The following is a 21,963-nucleotide window of genomic DNA, read 5'->3' on the forward strand; positions in this document are numbered from 1 at the left end:
ATTATAAATATACTGAAAGATCCGACTTCCCGGACTTCCTGAAAGTATATTCACTGCACACCGGGTCGTAAGCATAGTCTTTCTCCCATTCGACGTACTGGTCAACCGTGCTTTCCACCGCATCCATCATATAATCTATTTCTGCATCGGTCATGGTAGGATGAATGGACAGTCTGACCCAGCCCGGCTTACACCACATCTCACCAGCCCGGAGTGCATTCAGGATCTTGTAAGACCGGATCTTATCGATGCCCAGCAGCACATGTCCATAAGTACCCGCACAGCTGCATCCACCCCTTGCCTGGATCCCAAACCTGTCGTTCAGGATCTTCACGATCAGATCATAATGTGCATGCTTCACCGTAAATGAGATAACGCCCAATCGCTTCCTGGTCGCTCCCAATATTTCGACGCCATCGATCTGCTCAAAACGATCGAAAAGGCGGCGAAGCATCTCCGTTTCCCGATCCAGCATTCTTGCCACGCCCATCTCCTCCTTCAACCGTACGCACATGCCTGCTTTTATCCCCTGCAGGATGGGCGGCGTGCCGCCATCTTCCCGTAGTTCAATGTCGGAGATATATTCATGTGCCTTCCATGGATTGCTATATATGATAGTGCCTCCGCCGGGCTGATCGGGGATGCGATTCTTATATAGTTTGCTGTTAAAGATCAGGATGCCCGGGGTGCCCGGGCCGCCTAAAAACTTATGGAAAGAAAAATAGATCGCATCCAAATCCGCTGCACCCGATCCGGGGTGCATATCTATACGAACATAAGGAGCCGAACAAGCATAGTCTACGAAACAGAAACCATCGTTCTCATGCATGATGGTCGCTATCTCCTGAACGGGTGTTTCGATCCCCGTGACATTCGAACAAGCGGTAACCGCCGCAATCTTCATCTTCCGATGGCGGAATCGTTCCAACAGTTCCCTGAGATGCTCCAGATCGACATTCCCATCTTCGCGTGGCCGGATCATTTCAACCGTCGCGATAGTCTCCAGCCAACTGATATGATTACTGTGGTGTTCCATATGGGTAACCAAAACCAGCGGTTTTACAGATTCGTCCGGCTGGAAATATTTGACATAGTCCATGACCCCTTCCGATACCCGAAGCCCCATGATCCTCTGTAGTTTATTAACGGCAGCCGTCATACCACTACCGCAAAAGACCAATACATCATCTTTCTTTGCATTGACATGTTCCCTGACTATGGCTTTCGCCTGCCCGTAAGCGCTTGACATCATTCTTCCTGTAATGCTTGTTTCGGTGTGCGTATTCCCGAAAAAAGGTAGTATTTCATTTTGCAGGCTTGTCTCGATTGGCCCATAGGCCCTGCCGCTGGCTGTCCAGTCTGCATATAGTATCCTTTTTTGCCCAAAAGGAGATTCAAAAAGCTGCTCGCAGCCGATGATGTTCCGGCGAAAAGGGGAAAAATATTCTTCTAATGAGATTACCGCGTGCATATATCAGGATTGATCCGTGCTTATTTATTTTTTTCGGAAGCATAGAGGTCAAAAAGAGCATGGGGTTTTTTGCTAAAATAATTATTGAAATATGCGCCAAGGAAGAAAATAAAGACCGCAAATCCCAAGACGATCATCAACTGGGATATTGAGGTTTTCTGAATTTCCTGTTTAGAGCGAACATCGCAAATTTCTCCGGGACAGTATTGGGTCTTTCCCTTAAAAAGCAACGGATAAAATTTACATCCCAGGCAAATACCGAACACCGCTTCAAAAAAGAGAAATATCAAGCAGATGAGGCAGATAATACCGGTGATCGGACTATAGGAGTTGACCAACACCATAAAAATGAACATGGTTGCCGACAGGACCAGGCCAATGACCCAGGCAAACCTTTTTTGCCGGGCACCCACATATTCGGGTGTTTGCCTGCCAACGATCAGGCGGCCAATGATTAACATAGGGGAGAACTTGGGGTTTATAAAAACCCGTATGGCAAAATCAATAAAAAACAGGGTGATAACATATTTGATCGGCAAGAAATTATTTTTAAACACGATGAACATCAGTGAAAGGAAGGTCGCCAGGAAGAGGATGCCCGCCGCGGCCCTGATCTCCCTTTCATTTAAAACCCGTATTTCATACCCGGCCACCTCTTCGCCGAACTGTATTGTTTTGCTCATGGTAGTTTTTTCATAATACTAGCTAAATAACTCAAAGAGTGCAAGTTGCATCAATAGACAAGAGATTGGGGTATACGAAATGCGATTCGCGGTCAACGATCGAATGGAATAAAAAAGGAGAAAAGATTTAACGATATTTAATCCGTCAAATAACATAATGAAAACCCTCCTGGACATCAAACGATTTAAATTATACGCATGGATTGGTCTCGCATTTCTATTGCTGAGCCTGGTCCACCATTTGACGCAGGGCTTAGCCGAGGCCGGGCAAAGATTTGCGAATGATTGCTGGAGGGTGGGCTATGTGACCATTCTGAATTACATCCTCTTTGAGTATACTTTCCCGATGTTAAGCTGGAGGAAATTCGTACGGTCCTTGTTGCTGATAGTAGCGCATCTCTTTTTGTACTCAGAGGGCCTGTATCTCTGGCGGCAGATAGGGATCGCGCTAAAAATCTATACCTCATTCCCGCCAGGATCACAGGAGGTTTCCCCACAAATGGAATACAGCGTAAGTTCCATATTTTTCTTTGGGATTATCAGACATATTTATAATCATATCAAATTAAAACAGACTACCCAACAGCTGCGGATAGAAAAGCAGCAAGCCGAATTGAACTATCTCAAGTCGCAAACCAATCCCCATTTCCTGTTCAATACCTTAAATAATATCTACTCACTGGCAAGGGACAAATCTGACCAGACACCCGAAACGATCCTGCGGCTGTCACAAATAATGCGTTATATGTTATACGAGGCTGGCGGTCCATACATAGCTGTTGAGCAGGAGCTGAAGATCATCGGAGACTATATCTCTCTTGAAAAACTACGCTACGATGATTCCCTGCGGATCAATTTTAACTACGATGTGGAAGATATGAAGCAGGCATTACCGCCACTGCTGCTGATCCCTTTGGTCGAGAACGCTTTCAAACATGGGGTTTCTGAAACGAGAAACCAGCCATTCATCGATATTCATCTTTCCATCGTCAAGCGCCAACTGGCGTTTTTCGTAAGAAACTCGACGGAAGAGTTCTCCGGCGATGGGAAAGTGAAAGAAAATATCGGGCTTTCGAATCTCCGCCGTCAGCTCGAATTGCTTTACACCGACTACCATGTCTTGTTGGAACAACACATGTCCGAATTTTCCGCCACTTTAAAGATCAATCTTGCAAGCCATGTCTAAAATAAAATGTATGATCATAGAAGATGAGCCTTTGGCCGTAAAAGTCCTAATCGATTACATCTCTCACGTGCCCTTTCTGGAGCTGCAAGGGACTTTTAAAGACGCTATCCTGGCGGCCGACTATCTGCGTCATACGACCACTCATCTTATTTTCCTGGACATCCATCTTCCCAAACTAAAAGGTATGTCTTTTTTAAAAACGCTTACCAATCCGCCAGCAGTTATTATTACTACGGCTTACCACCAATACGCTGTGGAAGGTTTTAACCTGAACGTGACGGATTATTTGCTGAAACCATTTGATTTCGAGCGGTTCCTGGTGGCTGTGACCAAGGTCAGGACCATACACATGACAAATCGGGAACCGGCGGATGACGCGGAGTTGAGAGACTTCTTTTTTATCAATGTCCAAAAGAAAAAAGTGAAGGTCCTCTTTTCAGAGATCGTCTATATTGAAAGCCAACGGGAATACGTCAAGATCATAACCACTCAAAATGAATATATTTCAAAGATGAGCACACATGAGATCGAGGCTATATTGCCTCCCCATCTCTTCAAACGGGTGCACAGATCTTTTATCGTTTCCATACGCCGGATTGAATCTTACACGGCCGAGATGATCGAAATGAACGGCGTGTCCATACCTATTGGAAAAGGTTATAGGGACGGCATGGAGAAATTATAAGTCCTGGCTTGCAAAATTAAATACAGGATTAAGCGTTACATGTGATCGAATTAAATTGGCATATACCTTGCGATTTATAAATTGATTATTTATCCCTTTAAACACCTCAAAATGAACAAGATCCTTACATTTGTTTTATTCCTGCTGGTCACATCCAGCGCCATTGGGCAGGTGGTTGGCCGTGTAGATAAAAAGACGAAAGAATTCACCATCGCTCCTGATCAGCCATCGAATTATACGATATTAGGATATCAATATCCCAATATTACGACCCGGAAAATGATCTGTTTTTCTTCGAATGTCAACACGGTAACGGACAATTCAAGCAAGTGCCTTCTGGGAGCTTATTTTGATACGGATAAGATGAAAGTGGGCGACAAGATCTTATATTTGGGCATGGCAGGCAGTTTTGCTAAGATGAACTACGTTACGGGAAGCGGCAAGAAGATCCTTTTCTATCTGCCGAAATCCAGCTTTGCAATAAAGTGATTGGGCAGCACGAAACATTAACACCGGGACCGGCCAATTTATGCCTACCTTACATCGCCGGTGATTCTACCGACATACAAATAGATAATTATGTCAAATATCACACAGGTTGTCAATGTTGATAAACATATGACGACATTGAAAAAAGCCGTTATGGCCTCGGATCTGGATCAAGTGTTAAGCAGCAGGGGGCCGTTCACTGTTTTTGCACCTTCTGACATTGCTTTTGCAAAACTGGAAAAAGGGATATTGGAGAACTTGTTAATGCCGGAAAATAAGGCCAAACTGGCCGACTTGCTGAATTGCCATGTGGTGCCGGGGAAAATCGATTTTAAAGATCTGAAAGATGGCGAGAAACTGAAAACAGTGAATGGAAAGGAATTACTTGTTCAGGTGAATAATGGAGAGGTTAGTATCGAGGGTGCCAATATTAAGAGCTATGATACAAAAATATCTAATGGGGTGATCCATTCGTTGGATACCGTGATGACAAAAAATTAGGTTTCATCATTATCATGGTCCTGCGGACCGTAAAAGGCTTTAAGTCTAATGACTTAAGGCCTTTTACGATTATTGGCGTTCCTGTGTCTGGAATAAAGAGAATTATATATCTTTAAAACTTATATCAAGGCATGCAGAATGAAAACTATTAAAAGGCGGGATGGGTTTGAAGGAGAAAAAATGATCAATCTCCCCGAATCCGTCTGGAAAAAAGCCATCAGGGATAATGTTGTATTGAGCCAGCTTTATATAAAACATATCGGCTATTTTCCCAACGCAACCGCTCATTACCGTGAATGGGAAAAAGGCTGCCCTGATAATATTCTGATCTATTGTCTCCGTGGTAAAGGTTGGTATGAACTTGGCAAAAAGCGTTTTGAAGTAGGTGTTAATGAATATATCATCATACCCGCGTTAAAGAGCTTCCTGCGGTATGGAGCGGATGAAAATGATCCTTGGACAATTTACTGGGTGCATTTTAGCGGCCGGGATATGGATACATTCAACCGTTGTTTCAAAATCGGAATGTTTGACGGTCCGCAGCCGATCATATTTAATGAGAAAGGGCTGCAAATCTGGAATATGATGTACCAGAACCTGGAAAGAGGATATAGCATAGAGAACCTCACGAATACAAATATGTGCCTGTATAATTTTATCGCCACCTTCCTTTACCCGGACCGGCAGGTGAATGAAAAGAAACAGGATGCAAAAGATCTGATCAACGATACTATCCTGTTCATGCAAAGCAAATTGCACCAGCAGCTCACCGTAGAAGACATGGCGCTGAAGCAAGGCTTGTCCACTTCCCATTTTTCCAGCCTGTTTCGCAAGGCGACCGGCATGGCGCCGCTTGACTATTTTATTCACCTGAAATTACAGAAAGCCTGCCTGCTGTTGTACAGCTCGGATATTAAAATTAAAAAAGTGGCGACGGAAATTGGCTATGACGATCCTTATTATTTTTCAAGGCTCTTTAAAAAATACATGAAAGTCTCGCCTGATCAATACAGGGCACTTCAGAAGAAAAGCTAACCGATGGAGAAAAAATATTCCATCCCTTTTTGTGTGATAAATTCAATTACATCCTCTGCGTCTTTTTTATAGGCGACGGGCTTGCCGGCCGAGTCCCTGATAGTTGTTTTGCCATGCAATAAGATGTGACAAGGCAATCCGTTGGCGGAACGAATCTTTATCTTTTTTACTTTGCCCTGCTGCCAGTTAAACGAAACTTCAAATCCTTGCCGAGCCCGTAGTCCTTTTACTGATCCACTTTGGAGAGAGGTATCTGCAGGCAGGGCGGGCAATATGCGGATAATGTTATGCTTGCCGTGACTCTGTATCAGCATTTCCGCGATACCGGCAGTGGCGCCCAGGTTCCCATCTATCTGGAACGGCGGCCCTGCGCAAAAAAGATTGGGATAGGTACCAGCACCCCTATTATAATCTATTTCAGAAGCACTGGAAGGCGTTAGAAAAGAACGCAGGAAAGACAAGGCCTTGTTGCCATCCTGCATTCGGGCATACAAAGCCATCCGCCAGGCCCAGACCCACCCTATTCCGCTCTTTTTACGTCTTTCTAAAGTCACCGCTGCTGCTTTTGCAAAGGCAGGTGTCTCCCATGGAGTGATCTCGTCAAGCGGATAAACTGCCATTAAATGGGATGTGTGACGATGTTCCGGCTCCACTTCCTTATAATCTTCCAACCACTCCTGCAATGCTCCCGTCGAAGGGCTTATTTGTAAGGGTGCGAGCCTGGGAATAATAGAACGAAGGCTATCCCTCCAGATCCTATCGGTATTTAAAATGGTCGAAGCCTCTATCGCCTCGCTCAATATCTCCCTTCCAAGTTCCATATCCACCGTCGGGCCCATGCAGTTAGCAATAATTTCTCCGTTGGGTCCAAAAAAAGAATTTTCAGGAGAATTGGATGGGGCTGTGACCAACCAGCTATGTTTTGTTTCTTCTATTATGATATCGCTAAAGAACTGTGCGGCTCCTTTAATGATCGGATAAACAGAAGCGAGAAAACTCTTGTCTGGAGCGTATTGGTAATGATGCCACAAATGCATGGTAGCCCATGTGCCGCCAGTGACGGTGGAACCCCAGTTGGCGCTTTCGCCCGGCGATGTATAACCCCATGGGTTGGTAATAGGATGTGTTACCCAGCCCCTGGCTCCGTAATAGGTCTTTGCAGTACGCCTGCCATGATCGGCCATTTGTGCCAACAAAGTAAACATTGGCTGATGGCAGTCCGCAAGATTGGTAACCTCCGCCGGCCAGTAATTCATTTGCACATTAATATCCGTATGATAATCGCCGTTCCAGGGTGTCTGGTATTCATCGGCCCATAATCCCTGCAAATTCGCGGGCATGCCTCCGGGGCGGGAAGAAGAGATCAGCAAGTACCTGCCAAAATTGAAGTACATGTTGATCAGGTCAGGATCTGACGCTCCGTTGCCAAAACGAGCCAGTCTTTCCAACACACTTAGCTGTGCTATTTCTGTACTATTCCCGGCAGCTGTAAAATTCAAACGACACCTGTTAAAATAATATTGGTAATCCTGTACGTGTTCCGTCAGCAATTTTGTCCAGGATTTATCCGATAATTTGGTTAACGTTTGGAGCACAACAGGTAATGGCTCCGGCCCCCGCGTTTCTACCTTTGGCCAGTTCATATCGGTGGCAGCTCCTATTAATAGAATACATTCGTTTGCATCGGCGATCACAATACTGGTGTCAGTAACCGATAGCCGCCCACTCAGGGGTATTGCTTTTAGTACGGCAGCGTAATGGATGCCTTCATTTCCTTCGCTATTCATAACTCCCTTCATATACATCTGGCCTTTCCCCATCACGTAGCCGGCACGTTCCTTTCTGAAGAGGCGGGTAGAAAAAGATAAAGCGCCCGGCCTGGAAGCTTTTAAACGGATAGCAATCACCTGCGACGGCGCAGAAACCATAACTTCCTCTGTATAAGTAATTCCTTTTCTTTGCCATGAAGTGGTTGTAAAAGCGCTATCCAGCCGAAGTGCCCTTTGGTAATTCTGTACGGGTGAGGAACCATCCGCCCAATCGATAAAAAGATCTCCGAGTGTCTGATAACAACCATATTTGACGTTGGCACCTTCGCCCGAACCAGAGCCTTTCCCTTTGCATATAAAGTTTTTCTGCATGAGCTCCTGAGCCTCTGCGTTTCGGCCTTCGAGCAACAATTGCCTGATCCGGGGAAGATAGTTGATTGCATTGGGATCATCCGCATCCTGTATCCCTCCGCTCCACATTGAAATTTCATTTAACACGATCCGCTCTCTGTCGGGCCTCCCAAAAACCATAGCCCCCAAACGGCCATTACCCAGGGGAGAGGAAGAATGATAATTGTCAGCGGGTACTTTAAACAGCATGCGGAGATCGCTCTGTGCGTATAGGTTGGTGGAGTATAAAAAAATGAGTACCAGGGAATTTTGACGGATTGCTTTCAATAATGGCATAAAGGCTGAGTTATCTGTAAATATAATAGAGTGACAGCAGCCAGCCAACTTATCAAATATTCTTTTTCAAAAACTCTGTTGTGACAACCTTTGCAAATTCCTCATTCAGGCTTGCCAATGCTGTTGCATGGATGAGTTCCGCTGAATAATATTTTCCGTCAATACCCTTTTTATTGAAGGTTGCCGTTGCATCAGAAACCAGGAAAGTGTCAAATCCAAAATTTCCAGCCATCCTTGTCGTTGTTGATATGCAATGGTCGGTGGTTAAGCCAATTATAACAAGTTTTTTGATTTTCAACCTGTCAAGCCGCTGTTTCAGATCTGTGCCGATAAAAGCGCTATTCACCTTCTTTTTAATGATCGGCTCGCGGCCGATGGGTTTAACCAGGTCCTTAAAAGCATTTCCATCATTTGTTTCATGCAGCAAGGACCCTGTGTTAGATGAACAATGCTGAATGTGGAAAAGAGGGAGGTCAATCTCTCTCCACAGTTCAAGTATGTGACTCGCATTTTCCTCCGCGTCCGGATTGTTCCTTTGACCTCCCCAGTATTCGATGTTATCGAATCCTTTTTGAATGTCAACCAATATTAACGCGGGCCTGCATATTCTCGAAATATTCATTTTTACACTTTATAACATTTGCTCAAAATACCCGCCTATTTCGCTCCCTCTATCTGTAAACTGCAGTTCTAAGATCCAGTGCCTTTCGTTACCATCTTCGTCACGCAGGAACATATCGTTTGGGTTATCCGGGTGAATATCCAATTCCAGACTTAGGGGGTCGAGCGGCTGTTCATGAGGATATTTCCCGATGATATGCCCCGCAATGGCTCCTCCAAACTCCCAACCATATTCCTCCGCCTTCCCGGCGGCATATTGAAATAAGGCCGATGCTTTCAATGTCGTCTGAAGTTGATACCAGGCCTGTATTTCATGCCAGGCGGCTTCAACATCCTTTTTTAGCTTTAGCTTCCGGGGGTCCTTTCCCAATACATATGTTCTGCCAATATCGGCCTCGTAACCCTTTACCACCGGCCCCAGATCAATAAACAGGATATCGTCTTCATCTATTACGCGATCAGGAGGGTCGTCATGATAGACTGACAAAGTATTCTTGCCAGCTCGCACGATCTTTTTATGCCAGTGCCGTCTTATACCGAATTCTTTTAATGCCAGGAAACAAATTTCCTCATTGAGCTGTGCTTCTGTTTTTCCAGCAACAATCATTTCGTTTTCTTCGACAGCCTTGAAGAATTGAATGGAAACATTCTGCGCGTTGATCAGCGCCTCTCTTGTCATAGCGGGACAATTATTTGATACAAAATAAAGGAGCTGGCATCGAATGAAAGTTAATCTACATTAACTTAGCTCAATCTTTTCTTTAAAGCGCTTAAGAACTGAGGGGTGACGCCAAGGTAGGAGGCAATGTCTTTTTGAGAGAAACGCTTTTCGGCGTACGGTTTCTGCTTCAAGAACAAACTATATCTTTCTTCGGCCGAGGCAGATAAGGCCTGGTTTATTTGCTCTCTTTGCGTAATGAATGCATTTTGAAAAAGTATCCGGAAAAAGCGCTCAAACTTTGGGATCTTTTGATACAGCATTTCCAGATCAGGGTTGCTTATTTGTAAAATATCGGTGTCCTCGATTGCTTTAATATTCGATTTTGATGGGGTTTGAGTTAAAAGGCTATATAGATCATCTGCCCACCATTCTTCAATAGAGAAATCTATAATATGTTCGAATCCGTTTTCATCCAGGTAATATGTTTTTAAGCATCCCCTGACTACGAACGATTCATATTTACATATATTTCCCTCGCGAAGTAAGAATTCGCCCTTCTTCACAAGCTTTGGCTTTAATAGGGAGGTGAAAAATGCTATTTCTTCCGGACTTAGGGAAATATGCCTTGCAATATTAGAGAGTAAAAGATTGAAGTTCATAGCCTAATTGAACTTTGAAAATAGGAAGTCGAAGTTAGCAACTAAATGCCAAATCCTTTACATACCCGTATTTTTGCATAAATTTCCTATATGAAAAGGGCAAAAATCCCGGCAGTAGAGCTGCCTTCTCCCAGCACAGCTATACTCGAACAGGAAAGAAAAGTTTTATTGGAACTGGGAAATGATATCACCAGGGTCCGGGAAAAGAATGACCTTCTCACCTTATTCAAACAACGAATCAAAGGGCTGTTTTACATTAGCCATACGATCGTTACACTCATCGACTATAAAGACGAAACCTATACTCCCTTCCTGCTCGATAACGAAGGTTCTCCTATCCGGTCGCATGCCAGATACCAGGAGATGGTGCGATCCCATTTTTCGCTGAACGAACCTTTTATCCAGGCCGTATTGCGGGCAGATGGTCCTATATCTTTTTTGCTGGAAGATATAATGGACAAACCCCAAAGCCCCCCTTTTCTCAGGGTTAATTATGAAAAGGGAGTAAGAGAAATTCTAATGACCAAGCTGATGAAGGAAGGGAAGCCATTAGGCTTTATTCATACCTATACCGATAAACCAGAAGGCTTTAGCGACGAGTTCAGAAGTGTTATGAAAGGTATCGCCCCTCAATTATCGAGCGCTGTATCCAATATTATCAAAAATGAAGAGGTCCTTAAAAAGGAAAAAGAAAAATCATTTCTTCTTGATTTTAGCAGTGACATCGCAACAGTGAGAACAAAGGTGGAATTGCGACGCGCCGTTGGCGCCGCAATACGCAAGTTGAAACAGAAGAGCGGCTATGTCATCCGCAGGATCAATGAGGATGGTACTACCATGAGTCCCTATATCTATGATCTCGGTATACAACAACACGATCAAAAGATAATAAATGCACTTGAGCAGGCCAGATATCTCATCAACGATGGACTGCAGGACCGCGTACTGAATAGCCCTATCCCATTATTGCTTAACGTAGAGAGGGAAATACAACGTGGCATTACGTCCACTTATTTACAGAACTGGAAAGCAATGGGTTTCAGGAATTTTGTGGGTATCCGGCTGCGCAACGGGGAAGCTAACCTTGGAATCCTGTTGCTGGAAATTGAAGAGATAAACGTGCAGTTGTTGCAGGGTATTTGCGCACAAATATCCATCGCCCTGGCCAATATTATTGCCAATGAGCAAATCATTAGAACACAGGACGAACAGGCCTTTCTGCTGAAGTTCAGTAATGATATTACACAGGCAAGAACGAAGCTGGACCTGCAGAACGCTATTTCTACGGTGCTTGACAAAGCGTTGCATACAAAACTTTCCATGATCAGGGTAATAGATGATGACGGCATCCACATGCCTGCATTTATGTATGACAGTACGTTATTTACAAAAGCAAAAGTGGATTTTGATAAGATGATGGCCAACCCGATCACCATCGGGGAAATCTACACTTCGCAGGTGTTAGCCAGCAAGGATGGATTGGTTTTTAACGTGGAAGAGGAACTAAAGAGTGGTAACGCCTACGCCAAATTATGGAAAACCACCGGTCTGAAAAACATGTATGGACTGCCATTACGGGTGTCCGATAAAAACATCGGCACTATCTGGCTGCTGGCAGACCGGCTGAGCCAATTACTGTTGAAAGGCATATGTGCTCAAATATCTATTGCCATTGCCAATATAAGGGCCAATGAAAAACTGGTGGCCTACAAAAAGCAACTGGAAGTTGAAAATGACTACCTGAAAGAACAGATCAAAACTATTTATAACTTTTCAGAAATTATTGGCGGCGGGGACCAGATGCAAAAAGTATATCGCCTGATGTCCCTGGTGGCCGATTCAAACACCACCGTTTTGGTATTGGGCGAAACTGGCACCGGCAAGGAATTGATCGCAAGGGCTATTCACAATGCATCGCCACGAAAGGACAAACTGATGGTAAAAGTAAATTGCGCTGCCTTACCCGCAAATCTTATCGAAAGTGAATTGTTTGGTCATGAAAGGGGAGCTTTCACCGGCGCTATCGACCGGCGAATCGGCAAGTTTGAACTGGCCAATCACAGTTCCCTGTTCCTTGATGAAATTGGAGAGCTGCCATTGGAAGCACAGGCAAAGTTGTTGCGGGTAATACAGGAGCGCGAACTGGAACGGGTGGGAGGCAAACAAATAATAAAGATCGATGTACGATTAATTGCGGCTACCAATCGCAACCTGGAAGAAGAAGTAAAGGCCGGACGTTTTCGTGCAGATTTATATTTCCGTCTGAATGTATTTCCTATCAGCCTGCCTCCGTTACGTGAGCGGGTAGAAGATATCGAAGCGCTTACCCATTTTTTCGTACAGAAGTACAGCAGGAATACGGGTCGTAAGATCAGAAAGGTCGCTCCGAAAGTAATTCAGCAATTGCGAAGCTATACCTGGCCGGGCAATGTAAGAGAGCTGGAGCATTTAATAGAACGCAGCATTTTACTGGCAACAGACGGCACATTGGATGATGTATACATCCCTCAGCCTGCCGAAACAGAAAGGCCCGGGCAGGCGTATCTTTTAAACCGTTCGCTGGAAGAAGTAGAACGCGGTTATATTATTGAAACATTGAAACGTTGTACCGGTAAAATTTCAGGCGCCGGCGGCGCTGCTGAAATACTGGGAATCCCCGGTAATACGCTGCATTCCAAAATGAAAAAGTTAGGCATCAGCAAGAGCGACTATTTCGCTTGATACAATAGGCTACCGCTATTTGCAATTGCTTTTTGCTTACTCTTCCCTATATATAAGGAAAGAAGTCGTGTTTTCACCAAATACAGTGAAAAATATAAGGGCCGATTTATACATTTCTTTGACTATCAATAATTTGATTGATTGGCATTTCATTAGCCTTAATGTGCAACAAACCATTTAAAAATCAAATTATGAAAATCGTAGTCATTGGAGGCACTGGCCTCATTGGAACCAAAGTAGTCACACAACTTCGTCAAAGAGGACACCAGGTTATTGCCGCCTCTCCTGCCACCGGAATTAATACGGTCACGGGAGAGGGATTAGCCGAGGCCGTGAATGATACAGATGTCGTCATCGACCTCGCTAATTCCCCGTCATTTGAGGATAAGGCTGTCATGGAATTTTTTGAAACAGCAGGCCGAAATTTACTGGCGACAGAGATCAATGCTGACGTAAAACACCACATCGCACTTTCCATTGTCGGAGTCGACGTCATGCAAAACATCGGATATATGCGCGCCAAGCAAGTGCAGGAAGATCTGATCAAGAAATCAGGGGTGCCGTATACTATCATTCGCAGCACCCAGTTTTTTGAGTTCCTGGCTGGCATCGCCAACCAGGCTGCAGATGGCAATGAAGTACACCTGTCCGATGTGCAATTCCAGCCCATTGCTGCGGATGATGTAGCCTCCTTTGTAGCCAAATTTGCATTAGCGGCCCCCGTCAACGGCAAAGTAGAAATAGCCGGCCCGGAACGTTTTAAAATGTATGAGATTGTTGCGCGGTACCTGCAGCATTCAAATGATCCACGCAAGGTGGTACCTAACGACAAGCCGGCGTACTACGGTGGAGAAATTGCCCATACGGCGTTGGTACCAGCTGGTCAGGCAGAGCTGGGGGCCATCAACTTTGAGCAATGGTGGAGCAAGCAACTACAATAGGCGTATTTTTAAAAATGTCACACATTCCGCGCGATCATCGGCGCCGCGTAGTGCGCCAGCGCCATCACCGTCACCTGCGGATTCACACCCAGGCTGGTTGGAAAGACGCTCGCATCACATACGAACAGGTTGTCGAACCCAAAAACTTTGAAGCCTTCGTCGACGACCCCCGTAGCGGGATCATTGCTCATGACATTCCCCCCCTGCGGATGCCCCGTCCCTGTTGAAATGTCCCGTGAGGATTTGACATCTTTCCGGAGGTTTTCCTTCAGCTCCTCCACTGTCTTATACTCATAATAGCTGAATGTGTTGGGCATTACCCGAACGGCCCCTCCGCCGGTGAGATATATTTCGGCCGCCTTTTCAAGCGCTTCCATCAGGCTGTCAAAATCGTCTTCCGTGGGGACATAATTGATATCTCTTCCAAGCAGACCGGCCGCCTTTACTTCCGCATTCGACGACGTTCCTACCAGCACGCCCGTGCAAGCCATATTTCCGTATTCATACATATTGTGAAAATGCTGATCGAACCAGCCAGGCATGGCTGTTGACTGGAACATGGGCGGATTATACCAGGTCTCCATCACAAATCGGCGATCACCCGTTTTCAAAAAATGGGAGATTTGAAGCCCGTCATAGGAATTGACCCGCTGCCTGAAGGCGGCCGTTATTTGTGATCCCAGGTTAAAGGCAAGCTTTTTGCCCGCATTGGCAATCCCTAATTTCGACTTTATCAGCAAGATACTGGAAGAGATCGCCCCTGCCGAGGATACGAATGTATTGCCCTTGATGGTCACCTTACGGCCGCTCTTGAACTGACCGGTCAGCGAAACGATCCGGCTTCCCTTTTTGTTGAAGCTCACCCCTTCGCATCCGGCCAGGATCTGCAATTTATCTGGGTGGCTTTGCTGTGTCTGTGGTAAAACGGTGTCCAGCATCGACAGTTTTTTTCCGAACTGGCACCCGATGTTGCAATAGCCGCAGCCTACGCATCCGTCGATGTTCGCCATGACCGAATCCAGCTGGGGCTTACCAAATCCCATTTTCGCACAGGCGGCAGAGAAAAGACTGCCGCCCGGATTAAGGTATTTCTCACTGGTCATAGTGGGCGTATGGGCCACATGCATCAAGCTGTAGACCTCCTTCATTGACTGTTCATACCTTGACCGGTCGAGACCAATACCCATTTCATTGATCCATTTATCTAAAATATAGTCCGGCGTCTCAAAACAGACGGCATTATTCACGACAGTCGATCCTCCGACGCAGCTGCCCTGGAAGACCTGGAAACGGAAATCGCGGGACAACTGCAGCGCCCCATCCGCATATAGACGCGATACCATGTCCACTTCATTATCATTAAAGGTGGAAGGCAATTCCAGCTGACCGCGCTCCACCATCAACACTTTTCGCCCCAGTCCGACCAGCTGATGGGCGAGGATAGAGGCCCCCGCACCCGAACCTACGATCACCACATCCGCCGTGATCTCGCTGGTCGCTATATCAGACTCCGTCATCACCCGCAGCGAAGCGCTTTGCGAATGGTTAGTCGGAAATTCAGCAAAACGCTCCTTGATATCTTTTCTGCCGGAGAACGGCGTATATCCAATACCCTCATGCACCCGTTTATCACTGTAATAGCCCATGTAACATAGTTGCTTCGACATTCGGATGGCTGCCTGGGTAAGCTGCACATACCAATCGGGCAGCATCCGGTATTGCGGGGCTGTCAGAAAGCGTTTCTTTAGGAATTTCAACCTGTCATCAGGCAGCATCTGGCTCAGTGGAACATGGAGAGATAGCAGGGGATAAAACTCCATACAGGTCAGCACCACCTTCATCACCCACTTGGATCTGGCCTTGAACTTCCACAAATAGTTGTCGACGTTCATCGCTACTTCCACCGGAAGGATTGCCAATAACTCAGACCTGCTGTCTCCCGCAATACAAACTTCCGCCAGGGCTTCCAGAGTCTGAAATTGACGGACCGAAAGATATTTGAGCGCATAACGCGCCCGTCCCGCCGCACCGAACAACACCCAGAGGATCACCAGCATCACAGCATAAACGGCCGTCTTCGCCCAGTAGGGCATATCCCCCGCATGAGGATCCATGGCCCGTATCCAGTTGACAATGGACCAGGTCACCCCGATCACAAGGAACCCGATCAGCAGGCGCAACAGGACACTGAAACGACGGATATCTCCGATAACCATCGCCAACAGGAGCGTCAAAACTGCTCCTTGGGGGAACGAATGGTTTGCCAGCAGCGAAAATCCATGAAAGGCAAACCCTTCCAGAAATCCCGGCGTCCATTTCGGGAAAACATGGAAGAAAAGGATGAGTAGGCTCAGCAAAAGCAGCAATTTCAGAATTGTCCGCAGGCGTTTCTCGGCAAGGACCAATGAAGGATTCATGATAGGAAAATTTGTAGGATTTAATGATAGGGTCACATCACCAGGGCAGATACCGGATCTTATATCGATGTCCCAGGATAAAATAGCAATAGAACACATTGAAACTATCTGAAAAATGCAGATAGGCCTTGCAAAGCATCAGGCTATTGTCCCCTTCATTCGGGCAAACGACAAAATCCTTGATCACCGAGAAAAAAATAAGGTACCATTTGTGAAACGGTACAGTATAATCAAACGTAGCCAGATGCAGATAAGGTGTGGACAATTTCGTTACGGGCTGGTCCCTCGCATACGCAGTCTTGAAATAACCCAGTTGGTTCGGACGTACCTTGTGCAGGCCGGATTCCCATTGCCCCAGGAAGCCCTGGTGATCCTGGACCACCGTTTCATTAAACCCGTAGTTCAGACCATCCTTCTTATAAAACCCTTTTTTGAATTTGATCCCGGACAGGCGCCCGATCCATTCATGGTTCCAGCCACAGTAAATATAGCCGTTCAGCTCTTCCAGGTCCGGCGGGGTCCCCGTACGGAGGATGTTTTCAAGCGTCGCCTTGTCAGCCTGAGCCAGTGTTTCGTAGGTCCATTTTTGAGTCATACCTGAAGAGTTTTCTGGTTAATAATTAAGCTTTATTATTTGACAGCATCCTTTTTCCAGGAGGTGTCCGCTATCAAGCCGTTTTTGGCCAGCAATTTCCGGAGATCCGGCTCCAGCCCCGTAGCGACAGAATCCTGCTTGATCCTGGCCGTCACCTGGTCATACACTTGCTGATCCGGGATATCATGGATCTGTTTGGCGATGATGGCCACCATGCGCAGATATTTCTTCCTGTTTTGCCATACAAGGAATATAATCACGGCCGCGATAGCCCCCAGAGTGATCAGCAGCCACGTAGCATTCTTGTTGACGAATGATATATCCCTGGTCAATTGAGGATTGATATCCGCCCGGAACCGCTCGGATATTCGATGCATAGCACTGTCCACAACATGAATGACCGCCGTATCGATGATCTTTGTAACGGCCGCGTTTGTTTTAGGCCCCAGCAGCTCATCGCGCATTACGCCAAGCCTGTTCTTCGTATTATTGCTAAGCACTTCAGCCAATAATTGACTGAACCCATCCCTCATCTGTAGTACATCCCGCTTGGTTTTTCCCACCAGGATTCCCTGCAGGCTGTCCATATTCATCCTCATTTTGCTGCCCGTAAGCGTTTGGATCAGCGAATCAGCCCATCCCAATACCTTTCGGTTGAGAAGGCTGTCTTCCAGGGTCCTGGTTCTGAGATTGAGAGAATCGCTGAACTGTGTGAGGATGGAATCAAGCAATAATGACACTTTCCGCCTGGTGGCGGGATTAGTTAGTTCATTCATTGCCCCCGCCACCAGTGTCCGGCCGATGCTGTCCGTCTGGGAGGACACGCCTTTTGTAAGATCGTGCCCTATCTTTTCGAAGGAGCAGCTTTCAAAAAAGGGAACAGCCATGGTGAGCATTACCACTACATACAGCAAGGGGGTTTTCATGTTCTCTATTTTAGTTTCCTACTTTTTGTCTATCATGACAAGCGGATCTTCACGCATTGCATCGTCGTTCCATCGGAAAAGATCGCAGGGTTTTACATTTCCCCCGTCATCAGTCTCGAGATGCAGGAAGGTATAGGTCCTGTCCAGTCGTACGTCCGCGGCGTCCATTTCAAAAACAGGGATCCAGGTGCCCGTATTACAATATCTTCTCCCTTTTCCTCGTATGGTTCCTTCGCTCACCTGTTCGGGATCATGGGTATGCCCGAACGTCACCAGCTGTAAATGGGGATTGCCGGAGAAGATGCGGCTGGCATTTGGGTATAGGGTAGAAGGAGCGGACAGTTGCAGCATGGCCACCAGCCTTCCGATTAGATAAGACAACGCGAGGAATAAGAAATTCTTCAGCTCCGACAGAACGGATTGCCAGATCCCCGGTGAGTTCGTGCCCGGAGAACCTCCCGACTTCAGGATGCCGGGAAATCCTTTGTATAGTGCAAATGCCGTAATAAGAATGGGGATGACGATAATAAGTAAAAAATGAAATAAGTACCTCAACGCATAGGCATATTGCTTCTTGGGAATGATCTTTATCGTAAAGGGTATGTAGCTGAATAACAACTGTAAGGCCAAGGGAAATCTTTCCCTTAGCAACAGCGCAAGGATATTTTGCCGCGGTCTGACATCGTCTATGTGTGGATACGCCAGTTCGATCCGGTTGATCAGATAACGGTTGAAAAAAGATCCGAAAGGAAGGTTCAGCTGCGTATCGCCTTTCAGGACCGGAGGCCCGTCGACAGTCGTGAAGTTTTCATAGCGATGGCCATGTTCGACGTATATTTTCCCGTCGATCACCAGACTGTCATCGACGAAATGCGTTTGCGGGTTAACCACTTTGACAAGTATTTCCTCCACATTGCCTCTCTCGCCGGATGCAATATGCTGGGCAAGCAGATAACGAAAGTAGCATCTTACGGGCTTCCAGTACCACTCCAGGTCATGATTACCCTTGGTAATAATGAGTTCATTTCCTTGCTGGAGCCATAATGCAAGTCTTTTAAAGAACATAGGATGCCCGGATCCGCATATATATAATTTCCACACCGATTTGAAGTCATCTGTCCGGAGGCCATATTTCACCTCTTTGGGAGAGATCGAGGACTTCAGTAGATCCATCGGAATGGACGATCCAAGATCGTCCAGGATTTGCTTCCATATCTCGAAATCATGCTGCGTAACAGGTATATTCCTTATCCTCAGGAAGTCGATAAGATCTCCATTGATGATAAGCAGGCCTTTTTTCTTTTGAGAAAGCTTTTTCTCAAGGTGATCGATGAAACGCACAAAGGAGTTATCGGCAAAAAAGTTTTCAGTGCCGTCATAATTGCCGTTGCTATTCAGTCCGGCGGCGAGGTGCAAATCACTGATAATAAAGATCTCTTTTCCGCCAGAGGAGATCTCTACCAGTTTTTCCCCATAGGGGATCTGTTCGGGGCCAAGCAGTACAGTAGAAACAGGCATTGAAAAACCATTTATTTACATAAAATGTCTTTTCCCTCAACCATGTTCAGGTATTGTAAAGCATACGCTTCAATAGCTACTCAGCGATAACCTGCCAGTGACAAGTGATAGTGTTTATGAATTCATCAGGATGGATAAGTTCAGGAGAGGCGCCTTCGGGTCATTTACAGAAAATCCTGGCTATAGTATTTACTTATAAGAGACTAAGATATTAAATAAATGTGATACTAAAATACCTCAAATAGGGGGGGTATTTATATTGCGGACCTTACTAAGCCTCCTTCTACCCGGATGGCAGCGCCGTTAGTAGCAGATGCCAACGGACTAACCAGGTAAGCCACCATATTCGCCACCTCTTCCGTAGTAGCAAATCGTTGGATGAGCGAGGTAGGACGATATTGCTGAAAGAATTTCTTTTCCATTTCATCGAAGCTAACATTATCCTGCTTCGCCAGACTGGTTACAAAATCACCCACGCCCCTGGACCTGGTAGGGCCAGGCAATATGGAATTGACGGTTACATTTGTCCCCTTGGTCAATTCAGCCAACCCCCTGCTGATGGAAAGTTGTGCGGTCTTGGTCATGCCGTAATGGATCATCTCATCGGGAATGAAGACGGCCGATTCACTGGATACAAATATGATCCTACCCCAGTTCTTCTTCAACATGGCGGGGAATAGCCGTCTTGCAAGGCGGACACCGCTCATTACGTTCACGTCAAAAAAACGGAACCAATCCTCATCCGGTATATCCACAAATGCCTTGGGTTCGAAAATACCTACATTATTGATGAGAATATCGATGGAAGGAAGCTTATCCAAAAGACCTGCAACGTCCTCTTTTATTCCGAAGTCAGCCGGAATGCCGGTGACCCTGGCGCCAGGATAAGTAGCTTTAAGTGCAGATACTGTCTTTTCTACGGCTTCCGTTGTACGTCCATTGATGATGACAGTGGCTTTTTCCTTAAGGAGAGCTTCGGCGATCGCTAATCCGATGCCGGCTGTCGAGCCGCTGATAAAGGCGGTTTTATCTTGAAGTTGGAGATCCATTTAAAAAATATTTATGCTATCGTGTAACGCAAATTACCCCCTTTTGTTCATTTTTTTGTAACTCCGATCAGCCTTTTACGGTGTATAATCACTATCCCATAACTCTTTTTCTGACCATGTCGGTATCAACACCGGCCAGTCTCATTTTTTGTTCTGCCGCATCTTCGATCTGCTTCTTTAATTCAAACAATGTTTCATCAAAAAGAACATGCTTGTCCATCATATAGCACATGTCATATTCAATTTCTTCCCAGGTGGAGAGATCAGCATGATTATGTTGCAGCTGAACCTCCAGCTTATCTAATGCATTTGCTACCTTAGCTTCGTATGTATCTTTATTTTCAAACTCATAGAACAGATCATAAATTTCCTGGCCATTAGTGTCTTCTAACGCCACGCGTAGATTTTCGATGGCTTGCTTTTCCCTTTCTATTTTCTGGATCTTAATGCTGGGATTACGCAAAACGTCCAGGGCCGAGACATCCCTTGCCTCAGCCTCGACCAGGTCATGGATGATGATCATTTTGAGCAGGCGGACAGTATCCACCTTTTGTTTTAATAAAGGTTCTATCAGCACGGCCATTAATGACATTCTCCAGGTGTGTTCTGCAACGCTTTCTTGCCTTCCGCTGGAAGTATAACTATGACGAAGCTCAAACTTCAGCCGCTCTGCAAGTGTGAGGACTTTTAAGATCGAAGTAATTTGTCTTTCCATATAGGAAGTTACGAAATAGTCTCCGTCTGGCTCCCTGACCCGGAAACTGCTGTCGCAAACGACCCCTTTTTGTTGTTTACTAGTTTAGTAAAAATATAGTTAAATACGGTCATAGATACCCCATCTGCTCACATAAAATAGACGCCGGCATTGTATCTTTATCAGATGCCTTTTAGGCAAAACCCCATAAACCGTTTGATATGACTCAAAAACCGTCTAATGCATTTATCGCGGCATCCTGGATTGCGCTTGGCGCCGGGATGATAGGATTTCTCATCGGTCTCTACCGGGCCGGGATGGCCCTCAACGAAAAAGGGTATTATTTCACAGTATTGATGTTTGGACTTTTTGCTGTGATATCCGTACAAAAAAGCGTAAGGGATAGATTGGAAGGGATTCCTGTCACGGACATATACTATGGACTAAGCTGGTTCTCCACCATTCTGTCGATTATCCTCCTGGTAGTAGGGTTATGGAATGCAACGCTCTTACCCAGCGAAAAAGGTTTTTACGCCTTTGCTTTCATGCTCGCACTATTCGGAGCCATCGCCGTTCAGAAGAACGTCCGGGACACGGCGCAAGCAACAAAAAAGGACGATCATTAGTCCCCCCACGCCGCCGGACGCAACGGTCC

At 45.9% G+C, this 21,963-nt stretch carries 20 protein-coding genes; 8 read left to right on the plus strand and 12 right to left on the minus strand.

Going from position 1 to position 21,963, the window contains the following annotated elements; all coding sequences use genetic code 11:
• Position 1: 1 nt before the first annotated feature.
• Both Q4E93_RS23780 and Q4E93_RS23785 read right to left on the minus strand, forming a co-directional pair.
• A complete protein-coding gene (locus Q4E93_RS23780) occupies positions 2–1,471 on the minus strand; it encodes an aminotransferase class V-fold PLP-dependent enzyme (protein WP_303589579.1) in 1,470 nt (489 codons plus the stop codon).
• A gap of 20 nt (positions 1,472–1,491) precedes the next feature.
• Positions 1,492–2,154 carry a DUF4395 domain-containing protein gene (locus Q4E93_RS23785; RefSeq protein WP_303589581.1) on the minus strand — a complete coding sequence of 221 codons (663 nt, stop codon included), beginning with the start codon at positions 2,152–2,154 and terminating at the stop codon, positions 1,492–1,494.
• Positions 2,155–2,311: 157 nt separating this feature from the next.
• On the opposite strand from Q4E93_RS23785, the gene Q4E93_RS23790 reads away from it, so the two are divergent.
• The 5 genes from Q4E93_RS23790 to Q4E93_RS23810 all read left to right on the plus strand — a co-directional run bounded on the left by Q4E93_RS23790 (position 2,312) and on the right by Q4E93_RS23810 (position 6,050).
• On the plus strand, positions 2,312–3,340 hold the full coding sequence (locus tag Q4E93_RS23790) for a sensor histidine kinase (protein ID WP_303589583.1): 1,029 nt from the start codon (positions 2,312–2,314) through the stop codon (positions 3,338–3,340).
• A gap of 10 nt (positions 3,341–3,350) precedes the next feature.
• A complete protein-coding gene (locus Q4E93_RS23795; RefSeq protein WP_303589585.1) occupies positions 3,351–4,025 on the plus strand; it encodes a LytR/AlgR family response regulator transcription factor in 675 nt (224 codons plus the stop codon).
• Positions 4,026–4,136: 111 nt separating this feature from the next.
• Positions 4,137–4,514, plus strand: coding sequence for a hypothetical protein (locus tag Q4E93_RS23800; protein WP_303589587.1), 378 nt, complete (start codon positions 4,137–4,139; stop codon positions 4,512–4,514).
• Positions 4,515–4,604: 90 nt separating this feature from the next.
• Positions 4,605–5,015, plus strand: a complete 411-nt coding sequence (locus Q4E93_RS23805; RefSeq protein WP_303589589.1) for a fasciclin domain-containing protein — start codon at positions 4,605–4,607, stop codon at positions 5,013–5,015.
• A gap of 138 nt (positions 5,016–5,153) precedes the next feature.
• Positions 5,154–6,050, plus strand: coding sequence for an AraC family transcriptional regulator (locus Q4E93_RS23810; protein ID WP_303589591.1), 897 nt, complete (start codon positions 5,154–5,156; stop codon positions 6,048–6,050).
• Here the strand turns inward: Q4E93_RS23810 and Q4E93_RS23815 are convergent.
• The 4 genes from Q4E93_RS23815 to Q4E93_RS23830 form a co-directional block, all read right to left on the minus strand.
• Positions 6,047–8,506 carry a glycoside hydrolase family 95 protein gene (locus tag Q4E93_RS23815; RefSeq protein ID WP_303589593.1) on the minus strand — a complete coding sequence of 820 codons (2,460 nt, stop codon included), beginning with the start codon at positions 8,504–8,506 and terminating at the stop codon, positions 6,047–6,049. The two genes, Q4E93_RS23810 and Q4E93_RS23815, sit on opposite strands and share 4 nt — an antisense overlap.
• A gap of 52 nt (positions 8,507–8,558) precedes the next feature.
• The gene (locus Q4E93_RS23820; protein ID WP_303589596.1) at positions 8,559–9,128 is read right to left on the minus strand and encodes a cysteine hydrolase family protein; all 570 of its coding nucleotides are present in this window, start codon (positions 9,126–9,128) and stop codon (positions 8,559–8,561) included.
• A 9-nt stretch (positions 9,129–9,137) separates the two neighbouring features.
• Positions 9,138–9,806, minus strand: coding sequence for a M24 family metallopeptidase (locus Q4E93_RS23825; protein WP_303589598.1), 669 nt, complete (start codon positions 9,804–9,806; stop codon positions 9,138–9,140).
• Between the two features lie 65 nt (positions 9,807–9,871).
• On the minus strand, positions 9,872–10,447 hold the full coding sequence (locus Q4E93_RS23830) for a Crp/Fnr family transcriptional regulator (protein WP_303589600.1): 576 nt from the start codon (positions 10,445–10,447) through the stop codon (positions 9,872–9,874).
• 90 nt (positions 10,448–10,537) lie between these two features.
• Here Q4E93_RS23830 and Q4E93_RS23835 point away from each other — a divergent pair, with 90 nt between their 5' ends.
• Positions 10,538–13,168, plus strand: coding sequence for a sigma 54-interacting transcriptional regulator (locus tag Q4E93_RS23835; protein ID WP_303589603.1), 2,631 nt, complete (start codon positions 10,538–10,540; stop codon positions 13,166–13,168).
• 191 nt (positions 13,169–13,359) lie between these two features.
• Positions 13,360–14,109, plus strand: a complete 750-nt coding sequence (locus Q4E93_RS23840) for an SDR family oxidoreductase (RefSeq protein ID WP_303589605.1) — start codon at positions 13,360–13,362, stop codon at positions 14,107–14,109.
• Positions 14,110–14,126: 17 nt separating this feature from the next.
• On the opposite strand, the gene Q4E93_RS23845 is transcribed toward Q4E93_RS23840, so the two are convergent.
• The 6 genes from Q4E93_RS23845 to Q4E93_RS23870 all read right to left on the minus strand — a co-directional run bounded on the left by Q4E93_RS23845 (position 14,127) and on the right by Q4E93_RS23870 (position 21,329).
• The gene (locus Q4E93_RS23845; protein ID WP_303589607.1) at positions 14,127–16,526 is read right to left on the minus strand and encodes a GMC family oxidoreductase N-terminal domain-containing protein; all 2,400 of its coding nucleotides are present in this window, start codon (positions 16,524–16,526) and stop codon (positions 14,127–14,129) included.
• Positions 16,527–16,563: 37 nt separating this feature from the next.
• Complete coding sequence (locus Q4E93_RS23850) at positions 16,564–17,121, minus strand: hypothetical protein (protein ID WP_303589608.1); 558 nt, start codon at positions 17,119–17,121, stop codon at positions 16,564–16,566.
• Between the two features lie 35 nt (positions 17,122–17,156).
• The gene (locus Q4E93_RS23855; protein WP_303589609.1) at positions 17,157–18,047 is read right to left on the minus strand and encodes a hypothetical protein; all 891 of its coding nucleotides are present in this window, start codon (positions 18,045–18,047) and stop codon (positions 17,157–17,159) included.
• Between the two features lie 18 nt (positions 18,048–18,065).
• The gene (locus Q4E93_RS23860; RefSeq protein WP_303589610.1) at positions 18,066–19,565 is read right to left on the minus strand and encodes a metallophosphoesterase; all 1,500 of its coding nucleotides are present in this window, start codon (positions 19,563–19,565) and stop codon (positions 18,066–18,068) included.
• 254 nt (positions 19,566–19,819) lie between these two features.
• Entirely contained in the window at positions 19,820–20,614 is a 795-nt protein-coding gene (locus Q4E93_RS23865) for an SDR family NAD(P)-dependent oxidoreductase (protein ID WP_303589611.1), read from the minus strand.
• Between the two features lie 91 nt (positions 20,615–20,705).
• Positions 20,706–21,329, minus strand: a complete 624-nt coding sequence (locus Q4E93_RS23870) for an HD domain-containing protein (RefSeq protein ID WP_303589613.1) — start codon at positions 21,327–21,329, stop codon at positions 20,706–20,708.
• A 200-nt stretch (positions 21,330–21,529) separates the two neighbouring features.
• On the opposite strand from Q4E93_RS23870, the gene yiaA reads away from it, so the two are divergent.
• Positions 21,530–21,934 (plus strand): inner membrane protein YiaA, encoded by a 405-nt coding sequence (gene yiaA / locus Q4E93_RS23875; protein WP_303589615.1) that lies wholly within the window; start codon positions 21,530–21,532, stop codon positions 21,932–21,934.
• The last annotated feature ends 29 nt before the right edge of the window (positions 21,935–21,963 follow it).

This window comes from Flavitalea plasmicola (assembly GCF_030546645.1).
In the GTDB taxonomy this organism is placed as follows: Bacteria; Bacteroidota; Bacteroidia; order Chitinophagales; family Chitinophagaceae; genus Puia.